Source organism: Variovorax sp. W2I14, from assembly GCF_050435205.1.
Taxonomy (GTDB): domain Bacteria; phylum Pseudomonadota; class Gammaproteobacteria; order Burkholderiales; family Burkholderiaceae_C; genus Variovorax; species Variovorax paradoxus_C.
Genome location: NZ_JBNDJX010000001.1, coordinates 4,195,314 through 4,215,432, shown reverse-complemented (window position 1 = coordinate 4,215,432; position 20,119 = coordinate 4,195,314). Strand labels below are relative to the sequence as shown.

The 20,119-nt window shown below is 65.0% G+C and carries 21 protein-coding genes and 1 tRNA gene; 19 read left to right on the top strand and 3 right to left on the bottom strand.

What is annotated here, in order from left to right:
* Positions 1-6 precede the first annotated feature (6 nt).
* From QF040_RS19855 to QF040_RS19840, 4 genes are all read left to right on the top strand, one after another.
* Positions 7-750 (top strand): nitroreductase family protein, encoded by a 744-nt coding sequence (locus QF040_RS19855; RefSeq protein ID WP_429612487.1) that lies wholly within the window; start codon positions 7-9, stop codon positions 748-750.
* Between the two features lie 43 nt (positions 751-793).
* Entirely contained in the window at positions 794-1,231 is a 438-nt protein-coding gene (locus QF040_RS19850; protein ID WP_429612486.1) for a cupin domain-containing protein, read from the top strand.
* Positions 1,232-1,255: 24 nt separating this feature from the next.
* Positions 1,256-1,711, top strand: coding sequence for a carboxymuconolactone decarboxylase family protein (locus QF040_RS19845; protein WP_429612485.1), 456 nt, complete (start codon positions 1,256-1,258; stop codon positions 1,709-1,711).
* Positions 1,712-1,830: 119 nt separating this feature from the next.
* Entirely contained in the window at positions 1,831-2,166 is a 336-nt protein-coding gene (locus QF040_RS19840; protein ID WP_307601466.1) for a YnfA family protein, read from the top strand.
* A 35-nt stretch (positions 2,167-2,201) separates the two neighbouring features.
* Here QF040_RS19840 and QF040_RS19835 read toward each other — a convergent pair.
* Positions 2,202-2,276: transfer RNA gene (locus QF040_RS19835), tRNA-Arg, on the bottom strand.
* Positions 2,277-2,530: 254 nt separating this feature from the next.
* On the opposite strand from QF040_RS19835, the gene QF040_RS19830 reads away from it, so the two are divergent.
* The 4 genes from QF040_RS19830 to QF040_RS19815 all read left to right on the top strand — a co-directional run bounded on the left by QF040_RS19830 (position 2,531) and on the right by QF040_RS19815 (position 6,776).
* A complete protein-coding gene (locus QF040_RS19830; protein ID WP_429612484.1) occupies positions 2,531-3,562 on the top strand; it encodes a Bug family tripartite tricarboxylate transporter substrate binding protein in 1,032 nt (343 codons plus the stop codon).
* A 276-nt stretch (positions 3,563-3,838) separates the two neighbouring features.
* Positions 3,839-4,360, top strand: a complete 522-nt coding sequence (locus tag QF040_RS19825; RefSeq protein WP_307501657.1) for a tripartite tricarboxylate transporter TctB family protein — start codon at positions 3,839-3,841, stop codon at positions 4,358-4,360.
* 19 nt (positions 4,361-4,379) lie between these two features.
* Positions 4,380-5,912 carry a tripartite tricarboxylate transporter permease gene (locus QF040_RS19820; protein WP_013543565.1) on the top strand — a complete coding sequence of 511 codons (1,533 nt, stop codon included), beginning with the start codon at positions 4,380-4,382 and terminating at the stop codon, positions 5,910-5,912.
* Between the two features lie 27 nt (positions 5,913-5,939).
* Entirely contained in the window at positions 5,940-6,776 is an 837-nt protein-coding gene (locus QF040_RS19815) for a cytidylate kinase family protein (RefSeq protein WP_429612483.1), read from the top strand.
* A gap of 164 nt (positions 6,777-6,940) precedes the next feature.
* On the opposite strand, the gene QF040_RS19810 is transcribed toward QF040_RS19815, so the two are convergent.
* On the bottom strand, positions 6,941-7,549 hold the full coding sequence (locus QF040_RS19810) for a Crp/Fnr family transcriptional regulator (RefSeq protein WP_013543563.1): 609 nt from the start codon (positions 7,547-7,549) through the stop codon (positions 6,941-6,943).
* Between the two features lie 152 nt (positions 7,550-7,701).
* On the opposite strand from QF040_RS19810, the gene oxc reads away from it, so the two are divergent.
* The 11 genes from oxc to QF040_RS19755 all read left to right on the top strand — a co-directional run bounded on the left by oxc (position 7,702) and on the right by QF040_RS19755 (position 19,784).
* Complete coding sequence (oxc, locus tag QF040_RS19805) at positions 7,702-9,525, top strand: oxalyl-CoA decarboxylase (protein ID WP_429612482.1); 1,824 nt, start codon at positions 7,702-7,704, stop codon at positions 9,523-9,525.
* Between the two features lie 34 nt (positions 9,526-9,559).
* Positions 9,560-10,816, top strand: a complete 1,257-nt coding sequence (gene frc, locus QF040_RS19800) for a formyl-CoA transferase (protein WP_013543561.1) — start codon at positions 9,560-9,562, stop codon at positions 10,814-10,816.
* 36 nt (positions 10,817-10,852) lie between these two features.
* Positions 10,853-11,287 (top strand): PAS domain-containing protein, encoded by a 435-nt coding sequence (locus QF040_RS19795; RefSeq protein WP_013543560.1) that lies wholly within the window; start codon positions 10,853-10,855, stop codon positions 11,285-11,287.
* A 16-nt stretch (positions 11,288-11,303) separates the two neighbouring features.
* Positions 11,304-12,551, top strand: a complete 1,248-nt coding sequence (gene frc / locus QF040_RS19790; protein ID WP_307601474.1) for a formyl-CoA transferase — start codon at positions 11,304-11,306, stop codon at positions 12,549-12,551.
* A gap of 171 nt (positions 12,552-12,722) precedes the next feature.
* A complete protein-coding gene (locus tag QF040_RS19785) occupies positions 12,723-13,109 on the top strand; it encodes a hypothetical protein (protein WP_307501673.1) in 387 nt (128 codons plus the stop codon).
* 14 nt (positions 13,110-13,123) lie between these two features.
* Positions 13,124-14,296 carry an ADP-forming succinate--CoA ligase subunit beta gene (gene sucC / locus QF040_RS19780; RefSeq protein WP_429612481.1) on the top strand — a complete coding sequence of 391 codons (1,173 nt, stop codon included), beginning with the start codon at positions 13,124-13,126 and terminating at the stop codon, positions 14,294-14,296.
* 1 nt (position 14,297) lies between these two features.
* On the top strand, positions 14,298-15,197 hold the full coding sequence (sucD, locus tag QF040_RS19775) for a succinate--CoA ligase subunit alpha (RefSeq protein ID WP_429612480.1): 900 nt from the start codon (positions 14,298-14,300) through the stop codon (positions 15,195-15,197).
* Between the two features lie 61 nt (positions 15,198-15,258).
* Complete coding sequence (locus QF040_RS19770) at positions 15,259-16,035, top strand: fumarylacetoacetate hydrolase family protein (RefSeq protein ID WP_429612479.1); 777 nt, start codon at positions 15,259-15,261, stop codon at positions 16,033-16,035.
* A gap of 60 nt (positions 16,036-16,095) precedes the next feature.
* A complete protein-coding gene (locus QF040_RS19765; protein ID WP_429612478.1) occupies positions 16,096-17,109 on the top strand; it encodes a 2-dehydropantoate 2-reductase in 1,014 nt (337 codons plus the stop codon).
* Between the two features lie 172 nt (positions 17,110-17,281).
* On the top strand, positions 17,282-18,703 hold the full coding sequence (pyk, locus tag QF040_RS19760; protein WP_429612477.1) for a pyruvate kinase: 1,422 nt from the start codon (positions 17,282-17,284) through the stop codon (positions 18,701-18,703).
* 133 nt (positions 18,704-18,836) lie between these two features.
* Positions 18,837-19,784, top strand: a complete 948-nt coding sequence (locus tag QF040_RS19755) for a LysR family transcriptional regulator (protein WP_429612476.1) — start codon at positions 18,837-18,839, stop codon at positions 19,782-19,784.
* 54 nt (positions 19,785-19,838) lie between these two features.
* On the opposite strand, the gene QF040_RS19750 is transcribed toward QF040_RS19755, so the two are convergent.
* Positions 19,839-20,012: a hypothetical protein gene (locus QF040_RS19750; protein ID WP_429612475.1), complete on the bottom strand. Its 174-nt coding sequence runs from the start codon at positions 20,010-20,012 to the stop codon at positions 19,839-19,841.
* Between the last annotated feature and the right edge of the window lie 107 nt (positions 20,013-20,119).

Below are 20,119 nucleotides of genomic sequence, written 5' to 3'. Positions count from 1 at the left end.
GACACCATGATGGCCGACACCCTCATCGATGAGCCCGACGTGGCGCAGCCCGCCGCCGAAGGGCCGCAGGAGGCGATCGCAAGATGCGTGGCCACCGTCATGCGTTCGCGCCGCGCGACGCGTGCCTTCAAGGCGCAGCCGCTGCGCCGCGAAGTCGTCGAAGCAATCCTGCAAGACGGCGCCTTTGCGCCGAGCGGCGCCAACATCCAGCCGTGGCGCGTGCACGTGCTCAGCGGCGCGGTCAAGAACGCGCTGACCGACGTGCTCGTCGCCGCTTCCCGCGCCGGCACCGCACCGGTGCCCCAGCACTTTCCCGAGCCGTTGCCCGACACCTACCGCGCGAGGCTCATGGACTTCGGCGCCCGCTACTACGCCTCGCTCGGCATCGACCGCAACGACACGCCCGCCCGCACGCGCCAGACCGAGCGCAACTACGCATTCTTCGGCGCGCCGGTCGGCCTCATCTTCAGCATCGACCGCCGGTTGAAGCCGCACAGCTGGATCGACCTCGGCCTCTTCGCGCAGAACGTGATGCTCGCAGCGAAGGCGCGCGGCATCGACACCTGCCCGCAGGTGGCGTTCGCGCAGTTCCATGAACCGATCGCGGCGCATCTGCACATGTCGCCCGACGAGGTGACCGCCTTCGGCATGTCCATGGGATACGGCGACCCCGAGGCTGAAGTGAACCGCGCCGCGATGCCGAGAGAGCGCGTGCACGACTTCGCGCGGTTCTCCGGCTTTCCGGCCTGACCTTTCTTTTCTTTCGATTCTTGATTCAGGAAAAAAAGCGCTCATGAACATCTCATCGCTTGCCGCCGCTGCTGCTATCGTTGTTGTCGCAGCCGGCACCCTCGGCGCGCTCGCGCCCCTTCCCGCCGCCGCACACGAGCCGGCCGAAAGCGTCACGCCCGCACTCAAGCAAGTGATTCCGAACATCCCCGGCAAGTCGCTGGTCGCGGTGGTCGTCGACTATCCGCCGGGCGGCGCTTCGCCGGCGCATGTGCATGCGAAGTCGGCCTTCATCTACGGCTACGTGGTGGCGGGCGCCATCGAGTCGCAGGTGAACGATGGCCCGAAGCAGATTCTTCGTGCCGGCGAGAGCTTCTACGAGCCGCCCGCCGCGAAGCATCCGGTCAGCCGGAACGCGAGCAAGACCCGGCCCGCGAAGCTGCTCGCCGTGTTCGTGGTGGACACCGACGACACCGCGCTCACGACGCCCATCTCCCACTGATCCGATCTCCAGGAACACGACACCATGACCCAACGCCTCGACTACAACCAGATCGCCCCGGCCGGCATCAAGGCCATCGGCACCGTGTACGGCTACGTCGCGCAGAGCGGCCTGCCGCCGGTGCTGGTCGACCTGGTGTACCTGCGGGTCTCGCAGATCAACAACTGCGCGTACTGCCTGGACATGCATACGCGCGATCTGTTGAAGAAAGGGCAGGCCGTTGAAAAGCTCGCGCTGCTGCAGGCGTGGCGCGAAGCGGGTGCGCTCTTCGACGCACGCGAGCGTGCCGCGCTGGCGTGGGCGGAGTCGGTGACACGGGTGGCGGAGACGGGCGTGCCGGACGGCGATTACGACGCGGCACGGGCGGTCTTCGAGGAGCGGGAGCTGGTGGACCTGACCATCGCGATCGGGTTGATGAATGTCTACAACCGGATGGCGATCAGTTTTCGGAATACGCCGCAGGCGGTGGGTGCCAAGTAAAGCCGAGCGCTGCTCGGCGGATCGGTTGATCGGATAACAGTCCAATCTCGTCGTCATGCGGGGCTGCACCCGCGTGCGGCTCAAAGGGCTTCGGTGCCGCATGCCAGGACAATCGCGGGATGGACGTGCTCAAGACCCTCTCCCTCTTCATCGTGACGGCGCTGGCGGAAATCGTCGGCTGCTATCTGCCCTATCTCTGGCTGAAGCAGGATCGTTCAGCCTGGCTGCTGCTGCCCGCGGGAATGGCCCTGGCGCTCTTTGCCTGGCTACTTTCGTTGCATCCGGCGGCGGCTGGCCGTGTCTACGCCGCTTACGGCGGCGTCTACATCGGGGTGGCGATCCTGTGGCTCTGGTCGGTCGATGGCATTCGGCCGACGATGACCGATTGGGTTGGCGTGGCCGTGAGTCTCGCTGGCATGGCGATCATCATGTTCGGCCCGAGACCGACGGCCTGATCCGGGGCTCGAAGCCGGCTTGCTGGTGCGGGTGCTGGTGCCTTCGACAGGAATCGAACCTGTATCTGAGTCTTAGGAGGACCCCGTTCTATCCATTGAACTACGAAGACGACTGGCGCGATGGGCTGGGTGCCCGGCCGGCGAGGGGTTGCCGGTGCGCGCCGCGATTTTATAGGGTTCCCGCCGCCGCTTCGCTGCACTGCAAAAAACCGGCCAGCGCGGGCTAACCCCGATACGAAATCTCCAAGAAGTTGACCACGGTCAAGTCGACGCGGAACGCGTGCGCGCAACATCCGCCCTGTTCGTATCTCCGCTCAGATCCAAGAATAAAAAAGGGCGAACCCTACACAGATTGGAGACAGACATGACGATGAAAAACATCGCTTCGCAGGCCGTCCGCAGCTGGCCTGTAAAAGCTCTTGGCGCGGCCGTCCTGGCGCTGGCCGCAGCCACCCCCGCCTTCGCGTGGGAGCCGTCCAAACCCGTGGAGTTCGTGATTCCCGCCGGCACCGGCGGCGGCGCCGACCAGATGGGGCGGCTGCTGCAGGGCATCGTCATCAAATACAAGCTCATGAAAGAGCCGCTCATCGTCGTCAACAAGTCGGGCGGCGCGGGTGCCGAAGGCTTTCTGGCGGTGAAGGAAGCCAAGGGCGATCCGCACAAGATCATCATCTCGCTGTCGAATCTCTTCACCACGCCCATGGCCACCGGCGTGCCGTTCAACTGGAAGGACATGACGCCCGTCGCGATGCTGGCGCTCGACCAGTTCGTGCTGTGGACCAACGTCGACGCGCCCTACAAGACGGCCGGCGAATACATCGCCGCCACCAAGGCCGCGGGTCCCAACAAGTTCAAGATGGCCGGCACCGGCTCCAAGCAGGAAGACCAGATCATCACCGTGGCGCTCGAGAAAGCCACGGGCACCAAGTTCATCTACGTGCCCTTCAAGGGCGGCGGCGAGGTCGCGGTGCAGCTGGTGGGCGGCCACGTGCATTCCACGGTCAACAATCCGATCGAGGCGGTCGCGCAATGGCGTGCCGGCAAGCTGCGCGCGCTGTGCGTGTTCGACGACGAGCGCATGCCCTTCAAGGCGAAGGTGACCGACACGCAATCGTGGAACGACGTGCCCACCTGCAAGGAAGCGGGCGTGCCCACCAAGTACACGATGCTGCGCGGCATCTTCATGCCCGCGGGCGTCACACCCGAGCAGCTCAAGTTCTACACGGACCTCTTGACCAAGGTGGCCGCCACGCCAGAGTGGAAGGAATACATGGAGAAGGGCGCCTTCAACCCGACCTTCATGACCGGCAAGCCGTTCGCCGACTGGCTCACCACGGCCGAGACGACGCACCGCACGCTGATGTCCGACGCGGGCTTCCTGGCCAGCAACAAGTAAGCCGGACTCGCGGTCGATGAATTGACGACAACCGTTCGGGCTCCCTTCGACAGGCTCAGGATGCACGGGCTCTTTCGCCTCGCCGCCCGTTCGGGCTGAGCTTGTCGAAGCCTTGCGCGGCGCTTCGACAAGCTCAGCGTGAACGGTTGGTTGTTGATCAGCGCGAACGGTTGGCTGTTGATCGGCGCGAACGGTTGGCTGCCGATCAGCGAACGGTTTTTGGTTGATTGGCGCGATCGCGCTTTCTTTCTCTCACACACAAACGACGGGGGCTCCATGGAGCACGAAGAAATTTCCGATGGGGCGCCGCGTTCGGGCGTCGCCACCTACGTGGTCGAGGCGGTGGTCGCGGCGCTGCTGCTCATCATCGGGCTGGTGGTGGTGTTCGAGGCCCGCAAGCTCGGCGCGGGCTGGACGAGCGATGGGCCGGGGTCGGGTTACTTCCCGTTCTTCATCGGCGTGATCATCACGATCTCGGGCGCGGGCATCCTGTACCAGGCACTGCTCGGCAAGAACCGCAACACCGAGGTGTTCGTGGATTCCGTGCAGCTCAAGCGCGTGCTCTCGGTGCTGGTGCCGGCCAGCGTGTACGTGCTGTGCATCACCTTCGTGGGGCTGTATGTCGCATCGGCGGTCTACATCGCGCTCTTCATGATCGTGCTGGGCAAGTACTCGTGGGTGAAGAGCGTGATCGCGGCCCTCGCGGTCAACACGGTCTTCTTCTGCATGTTCGAGGTGTGGTTCAAGGTGCCCCTGTTCAAGGGCGCACTCGACCCCCTCCGGTTCCTCGGCTACTGAACTCACGGAGCACAGCGAAATGGACGAAATCAGCGCCCTGATGCAGGGCTTTGCAGTGATCCTGACCCCGATGAACATCGCACTGATGTTCGTGGGGATCATTCTTGGCGTGCTCATCGGCGTGCTGCCGGGGCTGGGCGGCGCCAACGGGGTGGCGATTCTGTTGCCCCTCACGTTCACGATGTCGCCGACCTCGGCCATCATCATGTTGTCGTGCATCTACTGGGGTGCGTTGTTCGGCGGGGCCATCACCTCGATCCTGTTCAACATCCCCGGCGAACCCTGGTCGGTGGCCACCACCTTCGACGGCTATCCGATGGCCCAGCAGGGCAACGCGGGCGCCGCGCTCACCACGGCGTTCACGTCGTCGTTCGTGGGTGCCTTCATCGCGGTGGTGATGATCACTTTTCTCGCGCCGCTGGTCGCGAAGTTCGCGCTCAAGTTCGGGTCGCCCGAATTCTTTGCGGTGTACTTGCTGACCTTCTGCAGCTTCGTCGGCATGGGGAAAGGGTCGCCCTTCAAGATCCTCGCGTCGATGGCGCTCGGCTTCGCACTCGCCTCTGTCGGCATGGACACGGTCACGGGCCAGCTGCGCCTGACCTTCGGCCAGCCCGAGCTGATGCGCGGCTTCGACTTCCTGATCGCGGTGATCGGCTTGTTCGGCATCGGCGAAATTCTGCTGTCGATGGAAGAGGGCCTGAAGTTCTCCGGCAAGAGCGCCAAGATCGATCCCAAGGTCGTGCTGCAAACCTGGAAGCAACTGCCGCAGTACTGGGTCACGTCGCTGCGCAGCTCGCTCATCGGCATCTGGATGGGCATCACGCCCGGCGGCGCCACGCCGGCTTCGTTCATGGCCTACGGCCTCGCCAAGAAGATGTCGAAGAAGGGCTCCAAGTTCGGCACCGGCCAGATGGAAGGCGTCGTCGCTCCCGAGACCGCGGCGCACGCCGCAGGCACCAGCGCGCTGCTGCCGATGCTGGCGCTGGGCATCCCCGGTTCGCCGACCGCCGCCGTGCTGCTGGGCGGCCTGCTGATCTGGGGCCTGCAGCCCGGGCCGCTGCTCTTCGTGGAGCAGAAGGACTTCGTCTGGGGCCTCATCGCCAGCATGTACCTGGGCAACATCGTGGGCCTGATCGTGGTGCTGAGCACGGTGCCGCTGTTCGCCTCGATCCTGCGCATCCCGTTCTCGATCATCGCGCCGGTGATCATCGTGATCTGTGCGATCGGTGCCTACACCGTGCACAACGCGATGCTCGACATCTGGTTCATGCTCGGCTTCGGCGTCATCGGCTACCTGTTCAAGAAGCTCGACTTCCCGCTCGCGCCGCTGGTGCTCGCGCTGGTGCTCGGGGACAAGGCCGAAGACTCGTTCCGGCAGGCGATGCTGGTCTCGCAAGGCGACGTGATGATCATGTTCTCGAACCCGCTGGTGGGTGGCATCACGACGCTGGCTTTGGTGCTCCTGTTCTGGCCGCTGATCTCCAAGGGCATCGCCCTCATCAAGCCGCCCAAGAAGCCCGACGAGTTCGCCGTCGAGCGTCCGGTGGATTGAGAGAGAAAGCACAAGGAGCACACACACATGCCAGTCATCGCACTGACCCAGGAAATGGGTTCCCTCGCCAAGGACGTTTCGGTCAAGCTCGCGGAAACGCTCTCGCTCGCCGTGATGCGCCACGAAGTCATCGACCACGTGGCCGAGAAGATGCAGGTTTCCAAGAGCCTCATCGGCCGCCTGCGCGGCGGCAAGGCCGGCCTCTTCGAGCGCCTGAAGACCGACCAGCGCAGCGTCGCGCTCTACACCGCCGACGAACTCTTCGCGCTGGCCGACCGCGGCAACGTGGTGCTGCGCGGCTGGGGCGCCACATGCCTGCTGCGCCCAGTGCCGCACGTGGTGTGCGTGCGCATCACGCGCTCCATGGAGAAGCGCGTCGAGTGGCTGATGGGCGACCTCGAGACCGACGACGCCGCATTCGCCGAAGCCGAGATCCGCCGCAGCGACCAGGCGCACGCGGCGCGCATGCATGCGCAGTTCGGCGTGACCTGGGGCGACCCGGTGCTTTACGACCTGGTGCTGAACACCGACCGCGTGACCGTCGACAGCTGCGTCGAGCAGATCCGCCAGCTGGTGGCGCGCCCCGAGTTCGCGGAGACGCCCGAGTCGCGCGCGCTGCTGAAAAACATGGCGCTGCAGGCGCGCGTGAAAGCGGCGTTGAAGGAGCAGACGGAGACGAGCGACATCCGCGTCACGGTCGATGCGAACCAGGGCGAGGTGATCCTGCGCGGGATCGTCTTGAACTCGGAAGAGCGCGCGCAAACCGAAGCGGTGGCGGCCGCTGTGCCCGGCGTGACCGGGGTGCACAACCAACTGCGGTTGATGGCGACTTCGCGGCGCTTCGCATCGGCCAAACAGACCTGAGTCTGCGGTTTGTCTTGCTCCCTCTCCCGCTTGCGGGAGAGGGCTGGGGTGAGGGGAGGGCCTTCGACGTGACGCCGTGATGTGATGAGGGCCGCTGCACCCTCACCCCAACCCTCTCCCGCAAGCGGGAGAGGGAGCAAATCCCAACCCCCCAAAAGCCGCGCCTAAATCTTCCCGCGCTTGCGAAGCCGACTAAGGGTTTCCGCGGAGAGATTCAGATAAGAAGCCAGCTCCTTGCTAGGAATCCGGTCTTCAAGCTCCGGGTGCTTCCTCATGAACCGGTGCACGCGCCCCGGCGCATCGAGCAAATGCAGCGTGATCGTGTGCGCCATGATCTCGCTCATCCCCTTCATCACCAGGTACTCGAACAGCTCCTTCGTCTCGGGGTGCCGGTTCAAGAAGGTGATCCATTCCTTCAGCGGCAGGCTCGCCACGCGGGCCTTGGTGACGCACACGATGCCGTAGGGCGTCGGCGTGCCCAGCCGCAGTGCCGCATAGCTCGTTTCCATGTCGTGCTCGTCGGCGAAGCGAAGGATCATTTCCTTGCCTTCCGGGTTGCTCACGACCCGCTTGAGGATGCCGTCGAGGATGAAGTACTGCTCCATCTCGCGCACCCCCTGGTGCAACAGGAAATCGCCCTTGTTGCCGTCCACGATCACGAGGTGGGCTTCGAGTTCTGCGCGGTCGCTCTCGCTCAGGTCCTTGAGCAGGACGTTCTGCCGGAGCTGCGCGCGAATGATGTTTTTTTCCGGGTGGTTTTCCAACAACGTCATGGGTCCCGTCTTGCTCGAATTCGCAACAACTTCTGGTTCATCTGGCCGGTGCCGTTTTCCGGAAAGTTGACCGAGGTCAACGTTCGAAAGCATGCCCCCGAATCATAGTCCCGGCTCGGGCCTCGGCCATTCACCAAAGCAGAAGGAGAGACATGTCTTCAGTAAGAACGGACAAAGAGGCATCCACGACCCTGGACGACGCCCTCAAGCCCACGAGCCGGGCCGTTGACGGCGATGCGGTCGTGCGAGCCCTCAAACCGGTGGCGGACGACGCACCGGAGGCCGAAACGACCGACGGCTTCCACCTGGTCATCGATGCGCTGAAGCTGAACGACATCGACACCATCTTCGGCCTCCCCGGCATCCCGATCACCGACCTGACGCGCATGGCGCAGGCCGAGGGCATGCGGGTCATTTCGTTCCGCCACGAGCAACACGCCGGCAACGCCGCAGCCGCCGCGGGCTTCCTCACGCAAAAGCCCGGCATCTGCCTCACGGTGTCCGCCCCCGGCTTCCTGAACGGCCTCACGGCACTGGCCAACGCGACCACCAACTGCTTCCCGATGATCCTCATCAGCGGATCGAGCGAACGCGAAATCGTCGACCTGCAGCAGGGCGACTACGAAGAGATGGACCAGCTGGCCATCGCCAAGCCGCTGTGCAAGGCCGCCTTCCGCGTGCTGCACGCCGAAGACATCGGCGTGGGCATCGCCCGCGCGATTCGCTCGGCACTCTCGGGCCGCCCCGGTGGCGTGTACCTCGATCTGCCGGCCAAGCTCTTCGCGCAGACCATGGATGCGGCCAAGGGCAAGGCATCGCTCATCAAGGTGGTCGATCCGGCACCGCGCCAGATCCCCGCACCCGATGCGGTGAAGCGCGCACTCGACCTGCTCAAGGGCGCGAAGAAGCCGCTCATCCTGCTCGGCAAGGGCGCCGCCTACGCACAGGCCGATGCCGACATCCGCGCACTGGTCGAGAAGACGGGTATTCCCTACCTCCCGATGTCGATGGCCAAGGGCCTGCTGCCCGACACGCACGTGCAATCGGCCGCCGCCGCGCGCTCCTACGTGCTGCAGGAAGCCGACGTGGTGCTGCTCATCGGCGCACGCCTGAACTGGCTGCTCTCGCATGGCAAGGGCAAGACCTGGGCGCAGGACAAGGGCGCCAAGCAGTTCATCCAGATCGACATCGCACCGACCGAGATCGACAGCAACGTGGCCATCGCCGCGCCGGTGATCGGCGACATCGGCTCCTGCGTCGCGGCGCTGCTCGGCGGCATCGATGCCAAGTGGGCCAAGCCGCCGACCGAGTGGACCGGCGCCATCGCCGAGCGCAAGGACAAGAACCTCTCGAAGATGGCCGTGACGCTCGCCGCGCGCCCGTCGCCGATGAACTTCCACAGCGCGCTCAGCGTGATCCGCGACCAGGTGAAGGCGCGGCCCGACGCCATCGTGGTGAACGAAGGCGCCAACACGCTGGACTTCGCGCGCAGCATCGTGGACATGTACGAGCCGCGCAAGCGCCTCGACGTGGGCACCTGGGGAATCATGGGCATCGGCATGGGCTTTGCCGTTGCCGCGGCCGTGGTCACCGACAAGCCGGTGATCGCCATCGAGGGCGACAGCGCCTTCGGCTTCAGCGGCATGGAGGTGGAAACCATCTGCCGCTACAACCTGCCGATCTGCATCATCGTCTTCAACAACAACGGCGTGTACCGCGGCACCGACGTGAACGCGAGCGGCACCGCCGACGTGGCGCCCACCGTGTTCGTGAAGAACGCGCGCTACGACAAGCTGATGGAAGCCTTCGGCGGCGTGGGCGTCAACGCCACCACCGCCGACGAGCTGCAGAAGGCCCTGACCGAGGCCGTCGCCTCGCGTCGCCCGACGCTGATCAACGCCGTCATCGACGAAACCGCGGGCACGGAGAGCGGGCGCATCACGAGCCTGAACCCCGCCACGGCGAAGAAGAAGTAATCCCATCCCGTATTCAGCATCCAGGAGATATCACATGAGCGACAACAAACCCCTCAACGGCATCAAGATCATCGACTTCACGCACGTGCAAGCCGGTCCCGCCTGCACGCAGATGCTGGCCTGGTTCGGCGCCGACGTCATCAAGGTCGAGCGCCCCGGCGCCGGCGACGTCACGCGCTCGCAGCTGCGCGACATTCCCGATGTGGACGCGCTCTACTTCACCATGCTCAACAGCAACAAGCGCTCGCTCACGCTGGACACCAAGCAGCCCGAAGGCAAGCTGGTGCTCGAGAAGCTCATCAAGGAATCGGATGTGCTGGTCGAGAACTTCGGCCCCGGCGCGCTCGACCGCATGGGCTTCACGTGGGAGCGCATCCAGGAACTGAACCCGAAGATGATCGTCGCCTCGGTCAAGGGCTTCAGCGACGGCCACCACTACGAAGACCTCAAGGTGTATGAGAACGTTGCGCAGTGCGCCGGCGGCGCCGCATCGACCACCGGCTTCTGGGACGGCCCGCCGACCGTGAGCGCCGCCGCTCTGGGCGACAGCAACACCGGCATGCACCTGGCCATCGGCATCCTGACGGCCATCATCGGCCGCGAGCAGACCGGCAAGGGCCAGCGCGTGGCCTGCTCGATGCAGGACGCGGTGCTCAACCTCTGCCGCGTGAAGATGCGCGACCAGCAGCGCCTCGATCGCCTCGGCTACCTCGAGGAATACCCGCAGTACCCGCACGGCACGTTCAGCGACGTGGTGCCGCGCGGCGGCAATGCCGGCGGCGGCGGCCAGCCGGGCTGGGTGCTCAAGTGCAAGGGCTGGGAGACCGACCCGAACGCCTACATCTACTTCACCGTGCAGGGCCACGCCTGGGCGCCGATCTGCGACGCCATCGGCAAGCCCGAATGGAAGACCGACCCCGACTACATGACCGCCAAGGCGCGCCAGCCGCACATCACCGACATCTTCGCAACCATCGAAGCCTGGCTGGCCGAGAAGACCAAGTTCGAGGCGGTCGACATCCTGCGCAAGTTCGACATTCCGTGCGCGCCGGTGCTGACGATGAAGGAACTGCTGAACGACGAATCGCTGCGTGCCAGCGGCTCGATCGTCGAGGTGCCGCACAAGGAGCGCGGCAGCTACTTCACCGTGGGCAGCCCGATCAAGTTCTCGGACCTCAAGCCCGAGATCACCGGTTCGCCGCTCCTGGGCGAGCACACCGAAGAAGTGCTGGCCGAGCTGGGCTACTCCAAGGCCCAGATCGACAACCTGCGCGAAGCCAAGGCCGTCTGAGGCCGTAGCGAAAAGAGAAAGAAGCGGGAGCGCACCTTGACCTCATCGACCATCGATTTCGAGCAACTTGTCGCCGGAGCCGGCGACGCGATCATGGTCTGCGATGCCAAGGGTGCGATCACGCTGTGGAACAAGGCTGCCGAGCGCATCTTCGGCTTTACCGAAGCCGAAGCGCTCGGGCAGTCGCTGGACATCATCATCCCCATGCGACAACGCCAGAGGCATTGGGATGGCTACAACAAGACGATGGAAACGGCGGTCACCAAATACGGTGCCGACGTGCTGCGCGTGCCCGCCCTTCACAAGGACGGCCACACCCTTTCCATCGCCTTCACGGTCTCCATGCTGTTCGCCCCCGATCAAAAGGTTTCGGGCATCGTCGCCATCGTGCGCGACGAAACCGCCCGCTTCGCCGAGGAGCGCAAATTGCGCGCCCGTCTGGTAGAAGTCGAAGCCGCGACGAACAAATAAGACAGGAGACAACACGATGAGCAAGGCACTCGAAGGCGTTCGCATTCTCGACTTCACGCATGTGCAGTCGGGCCCCACCTGCACCCAGCTTCTGGCCTGGTTCGGCGCCGACGTGATCAAGGTCGAACGGGCCGGCGAAGGCGACGCGACGCGCGCCCAGCTGCGCGACATTCCCGGTGTGGACAGCCTCTACTTCACGATGCTGAACCACAACAAGCGCTCGATCACGCTGGACACCAAGAACCCCAAGGGCAAGCAGGTTCTGGACACGCTGATCAAGACCTGTGACGTGCTGGTGGAGAACTTCGCACCCGGCGCGCTCGACCGCATGGGCATCACCTGGGCACACATCCAGAAGCTCAACCCGCGGATGATCGTCGCGTCGGTCAAGGGCTTCGGCCCCGGCAAGTACGAGCACTGCAAGGTCTACGAGAACGTCGCGCAATGCGCGGGCGGTGCCGCATCGACCACCGGCTTCGAAGACGGCCCGCCCGTCGTCACCGGCGCGCAGATCGGCGACAGCGGCACCGGGCTGCACCTGGCGCTGGGCATCGTCGCCGCGCTCTACCAGCGCAACAACACCGGGCGCGGCCAGCAGGTGCTCGCACCGATGCAGGACGCGGTGCTCAACCTCTGCCGCGTGAAGATGCGCGACCAGCAGCGCCTGGAACGCACCGGCACCATGCACGAGTACCCGCAGTACCCCGACGGCAAGTTCGGCGACGCGGTGCCGCGCGCGGGCAACGCCTCGGGCGGCGGGCAGCCGGGCTCCATCCTCAAATGCAAGGGCTGGGAGACCGACCCGAACGCCTACATCTACTTCATCACGCAGGGTGCGGTGTGGCCGGCGGTGTGCAAGGTGATCGGCGAGGAGAGCTGGATCACCGACGAGGCCTACGCCACGCCGGCCGCGCGCTTGCTGCACCTGAAGCCCATCTTCGCGCGCATCGAGCAATGGACCATGACCAAGACCAAGTTCGAGGCCATGGACATCCTCAACGAATACGACATTCCGTGCGGCCCGATTCTTTCGATGAAGGAAATCGCCGCCGATGAATCGCTGCGCGAGACCGGCACCATCGTCGAGGTGGACCACCCGACGCGCGGCAAGTACCTGACCGTGGGCAACCCCATCAAGATGTCCGACAGCCGGACCGAGGTGACACGGGCGCCCTTGTTGGGCGAGCACACCGAAGAAGTGCTCCGGCAATTGGGCTATGGCGTGGACGAAATTGCCATGCTGCGCACCGAGCGCGTGATTTGAATTAACAGCGCGCCGGCCGATCGATAAATAAAGCGTTTTTTGCAAATGGCGAGAGCCATTTGCAATGGACAGCCACGCTCTCCTTTGCCAATTCACATATAACGCATGGCAAATGCATTCAATAAAATAGTTTAACTATTATTTATCGATCATCGAATCTACATTTTGACCATGCCAGCCCACAAGCCATTTGTCGCCCGGCATTCAATTTCTAGGAGAAATTTCATGATGATCGACGATTTGCCTATTCAATACTGGAGCTCCGAGACGGAGCGCAACGCCTACAACGCGGCGTTCTACGAATTGGGCCTGCGCTGGCACTGGGACCGCGAAACCTATTGCCAATTGCTGCGCCAGAGCCAGGACGGCACCGAGCGTATTTGCCATTACCTCGCCACGCACCAGCCGCATCTTTTGCGCGCCTACGACGCCAAGTCATTGGCCGAGGTGATCGAGCAAAAGAAGGAAGTGCACCAGCAGCGCGAATTGAGCGAAGGCCTCGGACGCCGCCGCTATTTCAATTGGGCCGAAAGCCGCGGCGCGGAATTGGGCGCCTGAAGCCATCAATTGCCATGAATATCCACGAATACCAGGGCAAGGACGTATTGCGCAAATACGGCGTCACCACGCCCCGCGGATTCGCATGCGCCTCGGCCGACGAAGCCGCCGACGCCGCCACCCGCCTGGGCGGCCGCGCCTGGGTGGTGAAGGCGCAGATCCACGCCGGCGGCCGCGGCAAGGGCGGCGGCGTGAAGCTCGCGTGGTCGGTCGACGAAGTGCGCCGGCACGCGAGCCAGTTGCTCGGCATGACGCTCAAGACCCACCAGACCGGCCCCGAAGGCCGCGTGGTGAAGCGACTCCTGGTCGAAGAAGGCATCGAGATCGACAAGGAGATGTATCTGGCCCTGGTGGTCGACCGCGAATCGGGCCGCGTGGCGCTGATGGCGTCGAGCGAAGGCGGCATGGACATCGAGGAAGTCGCTGCGCGCACGCCCGGCAAGATCCACAAGGTGCTCATCGACCCGGCCACGGGCCTGAAGGGCAGCGAAGCCGACATCGTGGCGCGCAGCATCGGCCTCTCGGGCAAGTCGGTGATGCAGGCGCGCACGCTGATGCAGAACCTCTACCAGGCGTTCGACGCGAGCGATGCGTCGCTCGCCGAAATCAACCCGCTGGTCGTGACGCGCGACGGCCGCGTGATCGCGCTCGATGCCAAGTTCAACTTCGATTCGAACGCGCTCTATCGCCAGCCCGAGATCGTGGCGATGCGCGACTTTGACGAAGAAGATCCGGCCGAGCTCGAGGCCTCGCGCTTCGATCTCTCGTACATCGCGCTGGACGGCGACATCGGCTGCCTCGTCAACGGCGCGGGCCTGGCGATGGCGACGATGGACGTGATCAAGCTCTACGGCGGCTCGCCCGCCAACTTCCTGGACGTGGGCGGCGGCGCGACGGCCGAGAAGGTGACGCAGGCCTTCAAGCTGATGCTGCGCAACCCCAACCTGCGCGCGATCCTGGTCAACATCTTCGGCGGGATCATGAAGTGCGACGTGATCGCGCGGGGCGTGATCGCGGCGGCGCGCGAGGTCGAACTCTCGGTGCCGCTGGTGGTGCGCATGAAGGGCACCAACGAGAGCCTGGGCCGCACGATCCTCGCGCAATCGGGCCTGCCGATCATCACGGCCGACGACATGGCGGACGCGGCCCGAGAGGCCGTGGCTGCGGCACGGCGGAGGAACCACTGAGATGTCGATCCTCATCAACAAGCACACCCGCGTCATCACGCAGGGCATCACCGGCAAGACGGGCCAGTTCCACACCGCGATGTGCCGCGACTACGGCAACGGCCAGAAGTGCTTTGTCGCGGGCGTGAACCCGAACAAGGCGGGCAAGTCCTTCGACGGCATTCCGGTCTTCGGCACCGTGAAGGACGCGAAGGCCGAAACCGGCGCGACCGTGTCGGTGATCTACGTGCCGCCGCCGTTCGCAGCGGCCGCGATCGACGAAGCGGTCGATGCAGAGCTGGACCTCGTCATCTGCATCACGGAAGGCATTCCGGTGCGCGACATGATCCGCACGCGCCATCGCATGGAGGGCAGCAAGACGCTCTTGCTCGGGCCGAACTGCCCGGGGCTCATCACGCCCGACGAAATCAAGATCGGGATCATGCCGGGGCACATCCACCAGCGCGGGCGCATCGGCGTGGTGTCGCGCTCGGGCACGCTGACCTACGAGGCGGCGAGCCAGCTCGCGCGCTTCGGCATCGGGCAATCGACGGTGGTGGGCATCGGTGGCGATCCGGTCGGCGGACTCAAGCACATCGACGTGCTCAAGATGTTCAACGACGACCCGCGCACCGACGCCGTGATCATGGTCGGCGAGATCGGCGGCAACGAAGAAGAGATCTGCGCGCGCTGGATCAAGGACCACATGCGCAAGCCCGTGGTCGGCTTCATCGCAGGCGCCACCGCGCCGCCGGGCAAACGCATGGGCCATGCGGGCGCCATCGTTTCCGGCGGGCGCGGCACCGCGCAGGAAAAGCTCGCGGTCATGAAGGAATGCGGCATCCATGTGACGAGCAATCCGGCGGAGATCGGGAAGCTGCTCGCGTCGCTCGTCATTCCCGACTACCTCCCGTTCGACTGATCGATCGATCCAACGATCACTGGTTGAACGGCCTCGCGGATTTCAAGAAAGCACACAACAAATGAAACAGCAGAAGCAGCAGTGGGTCCGTTTCGAAGACGCCGGCAAGCCCGCCTTCGGCACCGTGCAGGGCGATGCGGTGCACGAGCACCAGGGCGACATGTACGGCCGCTCCGAACCCACGGGCCGCGTGTTCGTGCTCGCAGGCCTGAAGCTGCTCACGCCCAGCGAGCCAACGAAGGTGATCGCGCTGTGGAACAACTTCCACGCGCTCGGCGCCAAGCTGAGCCTGCCGGTGCCCGCGGAGCCGCTGTATCTGCTGAAGGCGCCCAACTCTTTTGCGGCGCACGGCGATGCGATCAGGAAGCCGCTGTGCGAGGGCAAGGTGGTGTTCGAAGGCGAGCTGGGCATCGTCATCGGCAAGACCGCGATGGCCGTGGCCGAAGCCGATGCGCTCGACCACGTGTTCGGCTACACCTGCGCCAACGACGTGACAGTGGCCGACATCCTGAACCGCGACGCATCCTTCGCCCAGTGGGTGCGCGCCAAGGGCTTCGACACCTTCTGCCCCATGGGCCCGGTGGTGGCCACCGGCCTCGACCCCGCCACGCTCGTCGTGACCACCGTGCTCAACGGAGAAGAGCGCCAGAACTATCCGATCAGCGACATGCGCTTTTCCGTACAGCAACTGGTCAGCCTGATCTCGCAGGACATGACGCTGCACCCCGGCGACGTGATCCTGTGCGGCACCTCGGTGGGCGTCGGCTCGATGAAGCCGGGCAGCCAGGTCGAGATCGGCATCGAAGGCATCGGCAAGCTCTCCAACCGCTTCGGTTGAGACGACAAAAAGCAGCCTTGCCGGCCTCGCGCAACGCATTCAAAACTACTGGGGATCGACATGAAGATTGCAGTCATCGGAGCGGGCGCCATCGGCGGCCTGGTCGGCGCGAAACTCGCGCTGGCGGGGGAGGACGTGACGTTCATCGTGCGCGGCGCGAACCTTGCGGCCATCAAGGCGAACGGCTTCAAGCTGGTCTCGGCCGAGGGCGAGGAGCAGGTCGCGCGCAACGTGAAGGCCACCGACAGCTACGACGAGGCCGGCCCGCAGGACATCGTCATCCTCGCGATGAAGGCCCACCAGGTCGAGGCCGTGGCGAACGACGTGCCCAAGCTCTTCGGCCCCGAAACCATGGTCGTGACGATGCAGAACGGCATTCCGTACTGGTACTTCCACAACCACGGCGGCGCGCTCGCGGGCACGCCGGTGCGCAGTGTCGACCCGACGGGGCTGGTGAGCGCGAAGGTGCCGGCGGAGCGCGTGATCGGCTGCGTGGTGTATCCCGCATCGGAGCTCATCGCGCCGGGTGTGGTGAAGCACATCGAAGGCGACCGCTTCCCGGTCGGCGAACTCGACGGCTCGTCGAGCGAGCGCGTGAACCGCGTCTCGGCCTGCTTCACCGGCGCGGGCTTCAAGGCGCCGGTGCTGGACAACATCCGCTCCGAGATCTGGCTCAAGCTCTGGGGCAACCTCACCTTCAACCCGATCAGCAGCCTCTCGCATTCGACGCTGGTCGACATCTGCCAGTACCCGCCGTCGCGCGACCTCGCGGCCGCGATGATGCGCGAGGCCCAGGCCGTTGCGCACAAGCTGGGCATCGAGTTCCGCGTGACGCTGGAAAAGCGCATCGCCGGCGCCGAGAAGGTCGGCAAGCACAAGACCTCGATGCTGCAGGACGTCGAAGCCGGTCGCGCGCCGGAGATCGATGCGCTGGTGGGCGCGGTGGTCGAACTGGCGCGCTTGACCGACACATCGACGCCGCACATCGACACCGTCTACACGCTGGTCAAGCTGCTTGCGCGGACCATGGAAGAGCAGCGCGGGCGCGTCAAGCTCCATGAGGTCGCGGCATGAGCGACATGTCTTTCTCCCTCTCCCCTTGGGGAGAGGGTGAGGGTGAGGGCATGGGCCTTCACACGCGTGCAGCTTCCGCCATCGCCGCCGGCCCTCACCCCAGCCCTCTCCCCGAGGGGAGAGGGAGCAACAGCCGTACCGTGAACGCCCATCCCAAAACACAGGCCATCCCATGAGACGCACACGCAGCGCAAAGATCGTCGCCACGCTCGGCCCGGCCACACCCGACGAGCAAGCCATTCGTGCGCTGTTCGAGCGTGGCGTGGATGTCTTCCGGCTGAACTTCAGCCACGGCTCGCAGCACGACCACGCGCGCCGGCTGGAGGCGATCCGCCGGCTCGAGAAAGAGTTCGGCCGGCCCATCGGCGTGCTGCTCGACCTGCAGGGCCCGAAGCTGCGGCTGGGCACCTTCGAAGGCGGACGCGCGCAGCTCGAAGCAGGGCGGCGCTTTCGCCTCGACATGGACACGAAGACCAGCGGCGACTACCGCCGCGCACCGCTGCCGCACCCCGAGATCTTCGCGGCGCTGCAGGCCGGCACCGACCTCCTGCTGGACGACGGAAAGCTGCGCCTGCGCGTGGAGAGCCATGGCGCCGATTTCGCGGAGACGACGGTGGTGGTCGGCGGGCCGATCTCCGACCGCAAGGGCGTCAATGTGCCAAGCGTGCTGCTTCCCATTTCGCCGCTCACCCCGAAGGACCGCGACGACCTGGACTTCGGCCTCTCGATGGGCGTCGACTGGGTCGCGCTCTCGTTCGTGCAAAGACCTGAAGACATCACCGAGGCGCGCGAGATCATCGGCAAGCGCGCATGGATCATGGCCAAGCTGGAGAAGCCCGCGGCCATCGAGCACCTGGACGGCATCGTCGCGCTGGCCGACGGCGTCATGGTCGCGCGCGGCGACCTCGGCGTGGAGCTGCCGCCCGAGCAGGTGCCCGAGCTGCAGCGCCGCATCGTGCGCGCCTGCCGCCAGCACGGCAAGCCGGTGGTGGTGGCCACGCAGATGCTCGAATCGATGATCGCTGCGCCCGTGCCCACGCGCGCCGAAGTGTCCGACGTGGCGACCGCCATCTACGACGGCGTCGATGCGGTGATGCTCTCGGCCGAATCGGCTTCGGGCAAGTACCCGCTCGAAGCGGTCGGCATGATGGACCGCATCGTCGCGCGCGTGGAGGCCGATCCGTCGTACCGCACCGGTATCGATGCGACGCACGATGCGGCGCTGTCGACCACGGCCGATGCCGTGTGCGCCTCGATGCGCCAGGTGGCCGCGCTGCTCGCGCCGGCGGCCACCGTCACCTACACCTCGTCGGGCTTCACGAGCCTGCGCGCCGCACGCGAGCGGCCCGCGGTGCCGATCCTGAGCCTCACGCCCGATGTGGCGGCGGCGCGCCGCATGGCGATGGTGTGGGGCGTGCATGCGGCGCTCGTGGACGATGTGCACGACGTGGCCGAGATGATCGACTGCGCCTGCCGCACCGCGCAGGCCGAAGGGTTCGCGAAAGCGGGCGATGACGTGGTGGTGGTGGCGGGGTTGCCGTTCGGCTTGTCGGGCACGACGAACCTGTTGCACGTTGCACGAATTCCGAACTGATGCCGATCGCCTGGGAAGAACGTTGCCCCACCCACCGTTCACGCTGAGCTTGTCGAAGCGCCGCGCGAGGTTTCGACAAGCTCAACCCGAACGGCCGGGGTTCTCAGCCCGAACGATCTTTTGACCCTGTCTGATGAAGCACGCAACCCTGCGCCAGTTGAAGGTCTTCGAGGCGGTCGCGCGGCTCTTGAGTTTTTCGCGCGCGGCGGAGGAACTTCACCTCACGCAGCCGGCCGTTTCCACGCAGGTCGCCAAGCTCGAGGAGCATGCGGGCAACGTGCTGTTCGAGCAGTTCGGCAAGAAGATCTTCCTGACGCCAGCGGGCGCCGAGCTGCTGCAGATCAGCCGCGCGATCATCCAGCAGTTCGAGGCGGCCGAGAACGCGATGATGCAGTTCAAGGGCGTCTCGGGCGGCAAGCTCAATGTGGGCGTCATCAGCGCGGGGGACTACTTCTTTCCGCGCCTGTTGGTGGAGTTCGCGAGCCGCCACCGCGGCGTGACGCTGAACTTCACCGTGCACAACCGCGAGGGGCTCTTGACCCACATCGCGGAGAACCTCACCGACCTCGCGATCATGGTGCGGCCGCCCACCGATCTCGACACGTCGAACCAGGCCTTTGCGCCGCACCCTTACGTGATCGTCGCGCCGCCGACGCATCCGCTGGTGGGCGTGCCGGGCATTCCATTGAAGCGCTTGATGCGCGAGCCGTTCGTGGTGCGCGAGAGGGCCTCGGACACCTGGCACTCGATGGAAGACGGCTTCGGGCGCGAGCTGGAGCACATCAACATCGCGATGGAAATCCGCAGCACAGAGACGATCAAGCAGGCGGTGATCGCGGGCATGGGCGTGAGCTTCGTCTCGGCGCACACCATCAGCCAGGAGCTGAAGGCCGGCAGCCTCTGCGTGCTCGACGTGGAAGGTTTTCCGTTGATGCTCAACTGGTACGTGGTGCATCGCCGCACCAAGCGCCTGCCGCCGGTGGCGCAAGCCTTCAAGGACTTTCTGCTGAGCGATGGCGCATCGCTGATCTCGCAGATCGTGCCGTTCAAACCGCTGGAGTCACGACAACAGCAGGCCTGAAAAAACAAAAGAGCGCTGGAAGCGCTCTTTGTCTTTGGGGCGGGGCACGATCGATCAGTTGGTCAGTGCGCTGCGGATGCTCTTGCGGTGCTGCACGAGTGCGGCGCGGGCGGCCTTGTACATGATCACGATGGGCATTGCGGCGACCAGATCGCGCAGTGCATCGTCGTTGGTGGCCGATTGCGGGGCAGTGCGGATCGCGCGGGAATCGAGGGTGGTGTTGCTCATGGAAATGCTCCTAAGAAGTTGAATCAAAAAGACTGAAGGGATTACCCGCAATTTTAGGGTTTACCCTAGACGATCGCAAACGCTGATTTCGAGTTTCTTGACCTAGG

What these genes read in the sequence shown, in the direction of transcription:
- QF040_RS19855 (WP_429612487.1), top strand. Translation starts at nt 7, where the DNA reads ATGATGGCCGACACCCTCATCGATGAGCCCGACGTGGCGCAGCCCGCC.
- QF040_RS19850 (WP_429612486.1), top strand. Translation starts at nt 794, where the DNA reads ATGAACATCTCATCGCTTGCCGCCGCTGCTGCTATCGTTGTTGTCGCA.
- QF040_RS19845 (WP_429612485.1), top strand. Translation starts at nt 1,256, where the DNA reads ATGACCCAACGCCTCGACTACAACCAGATCGCCCCGGCCGGCATCAAG.
- QF040_RS19840 (WP_307601466.1), top strand. Translation starts at nt 1,831, where the DNA reads ATGGACGTGCTCAAGACCCTCTCCCTCTTCATCGTGACGGCGCTGGCG.
- QF040_RS19830 (WP_429612484.1), top strand. Translation starts at nt 2,531, where the DNA reads ATGACGATGAAAAACATCGCTTCGCAGGCCGTCCGCAGCTGGCCTGTA.
- QF040_RS19825 (WP_307501657.1), top strand. Translation starts at nt 3,839, where the DNA reads ATGGAGCACGAAGAAATTTCCGATGGGGCGCCGCGTTCGGGCGTCGCC.
- QF040_RS19820 (WP_013543565.1), top strand. Translation starts at nt 4,380, where the DNA reads ATGGACGAAATCAGCGCCCTGATGCAGGGCTTTGCAGTGATCCTGACC.
- QF040_RS19815 (WP_429612483.1), top strand. Translation starts at nt 5,940, where the DNA reads ATGCCAGTCATCGCACTGACCCAGGAAATGGGTTCCCTCGCCAAGGAC.
- QF040_RS19810 (WP_013543563.1), bottom strand. Translation starts at nt 7,549, where the DNA reads ATGACGTTGTTGGAAAACCACCCGGAAAAAAACATCATTCGCGCGCAG.
- oxc (WP_429612482.1), top strand. Translation starts at nt 7,702, where the DNA reads ATGTCTTCAGTAAGAACGGACAAAGAGGCATCCACGACCCTGGACGAC.
- frc (WP_013543561.1), top strand. Translation starts at nt 9,560, where the DNA reads ATGAGCGACAACAAACCCCTCAACGGCATCAAGATCATCGACTTCACG.
- frc (WP_307601474.1), top strand. Translation starts at nt 11,304, where the DNA reads ATGAGCAAGGCACTCGAAGGCGTTCGCATTCTCGACTTCACGCATGTG.
- QF040_RS19785 (WP_307501673.1), top strand. Translation starts at nt 12,723, where the DNA reads ATGCCAGCCCACAAGCCATTTGTCGCCCGGCATTCAATTTCTAGGAGA.
- sucC (WP_429612481.1), top strand. Translation starts at nt 13,124, where the DNA reads ATGAATATCCACGAATACCAGGGCAAGGACGTATTGCGCAAATACGGC.
- sucD (WP_429612480.1), top strand. Translation starts at nt 14,298, where the DNA reads ATGTCGATCCTCATCAACAAGCACACCCGCGTCATCACGCAGGGCATC.
- QF040_RS19770 (WP_429612479.1), top strand. Translation starts at nt 15,259, where the DNA reads ATGAAACAGCAGAAGCAGCAGTGGGTCCGTTTCGAAGACGCCGGCAAG.
- QF040_RS19765 (WP_429612478.1), top strand. Translation starts at nt 16,096, where the DNA reads ATGAAGATTGCAGTCATCGGAGCGGGCGCCATCGGCGGCCTGGTCGGC.
- pyk (WP_429612477.1), top strand. Translation starts at nt 17,282, where the DNA reads ATGAGACGCACACGCAGCGCAAAGATCGTCGCCACGCTCGGCCCGGCC.
- QF040_RS19755 (WP_429612476.1), top strand. Translation starts at nt 18,837, where the DNA reads ATGAAGCACGCAACCCTGCGCCAGTTGAAGGTCTTCGAGGCGGTCGCG.
- QF040_RS19750 (WP_429612475.1), bottom strand. Translation starts at nt 20,012, where the DNA reads ATGAGCAACACCACCCTCGATTCCCGCGCGATCCGCACTGCCCCGCAA.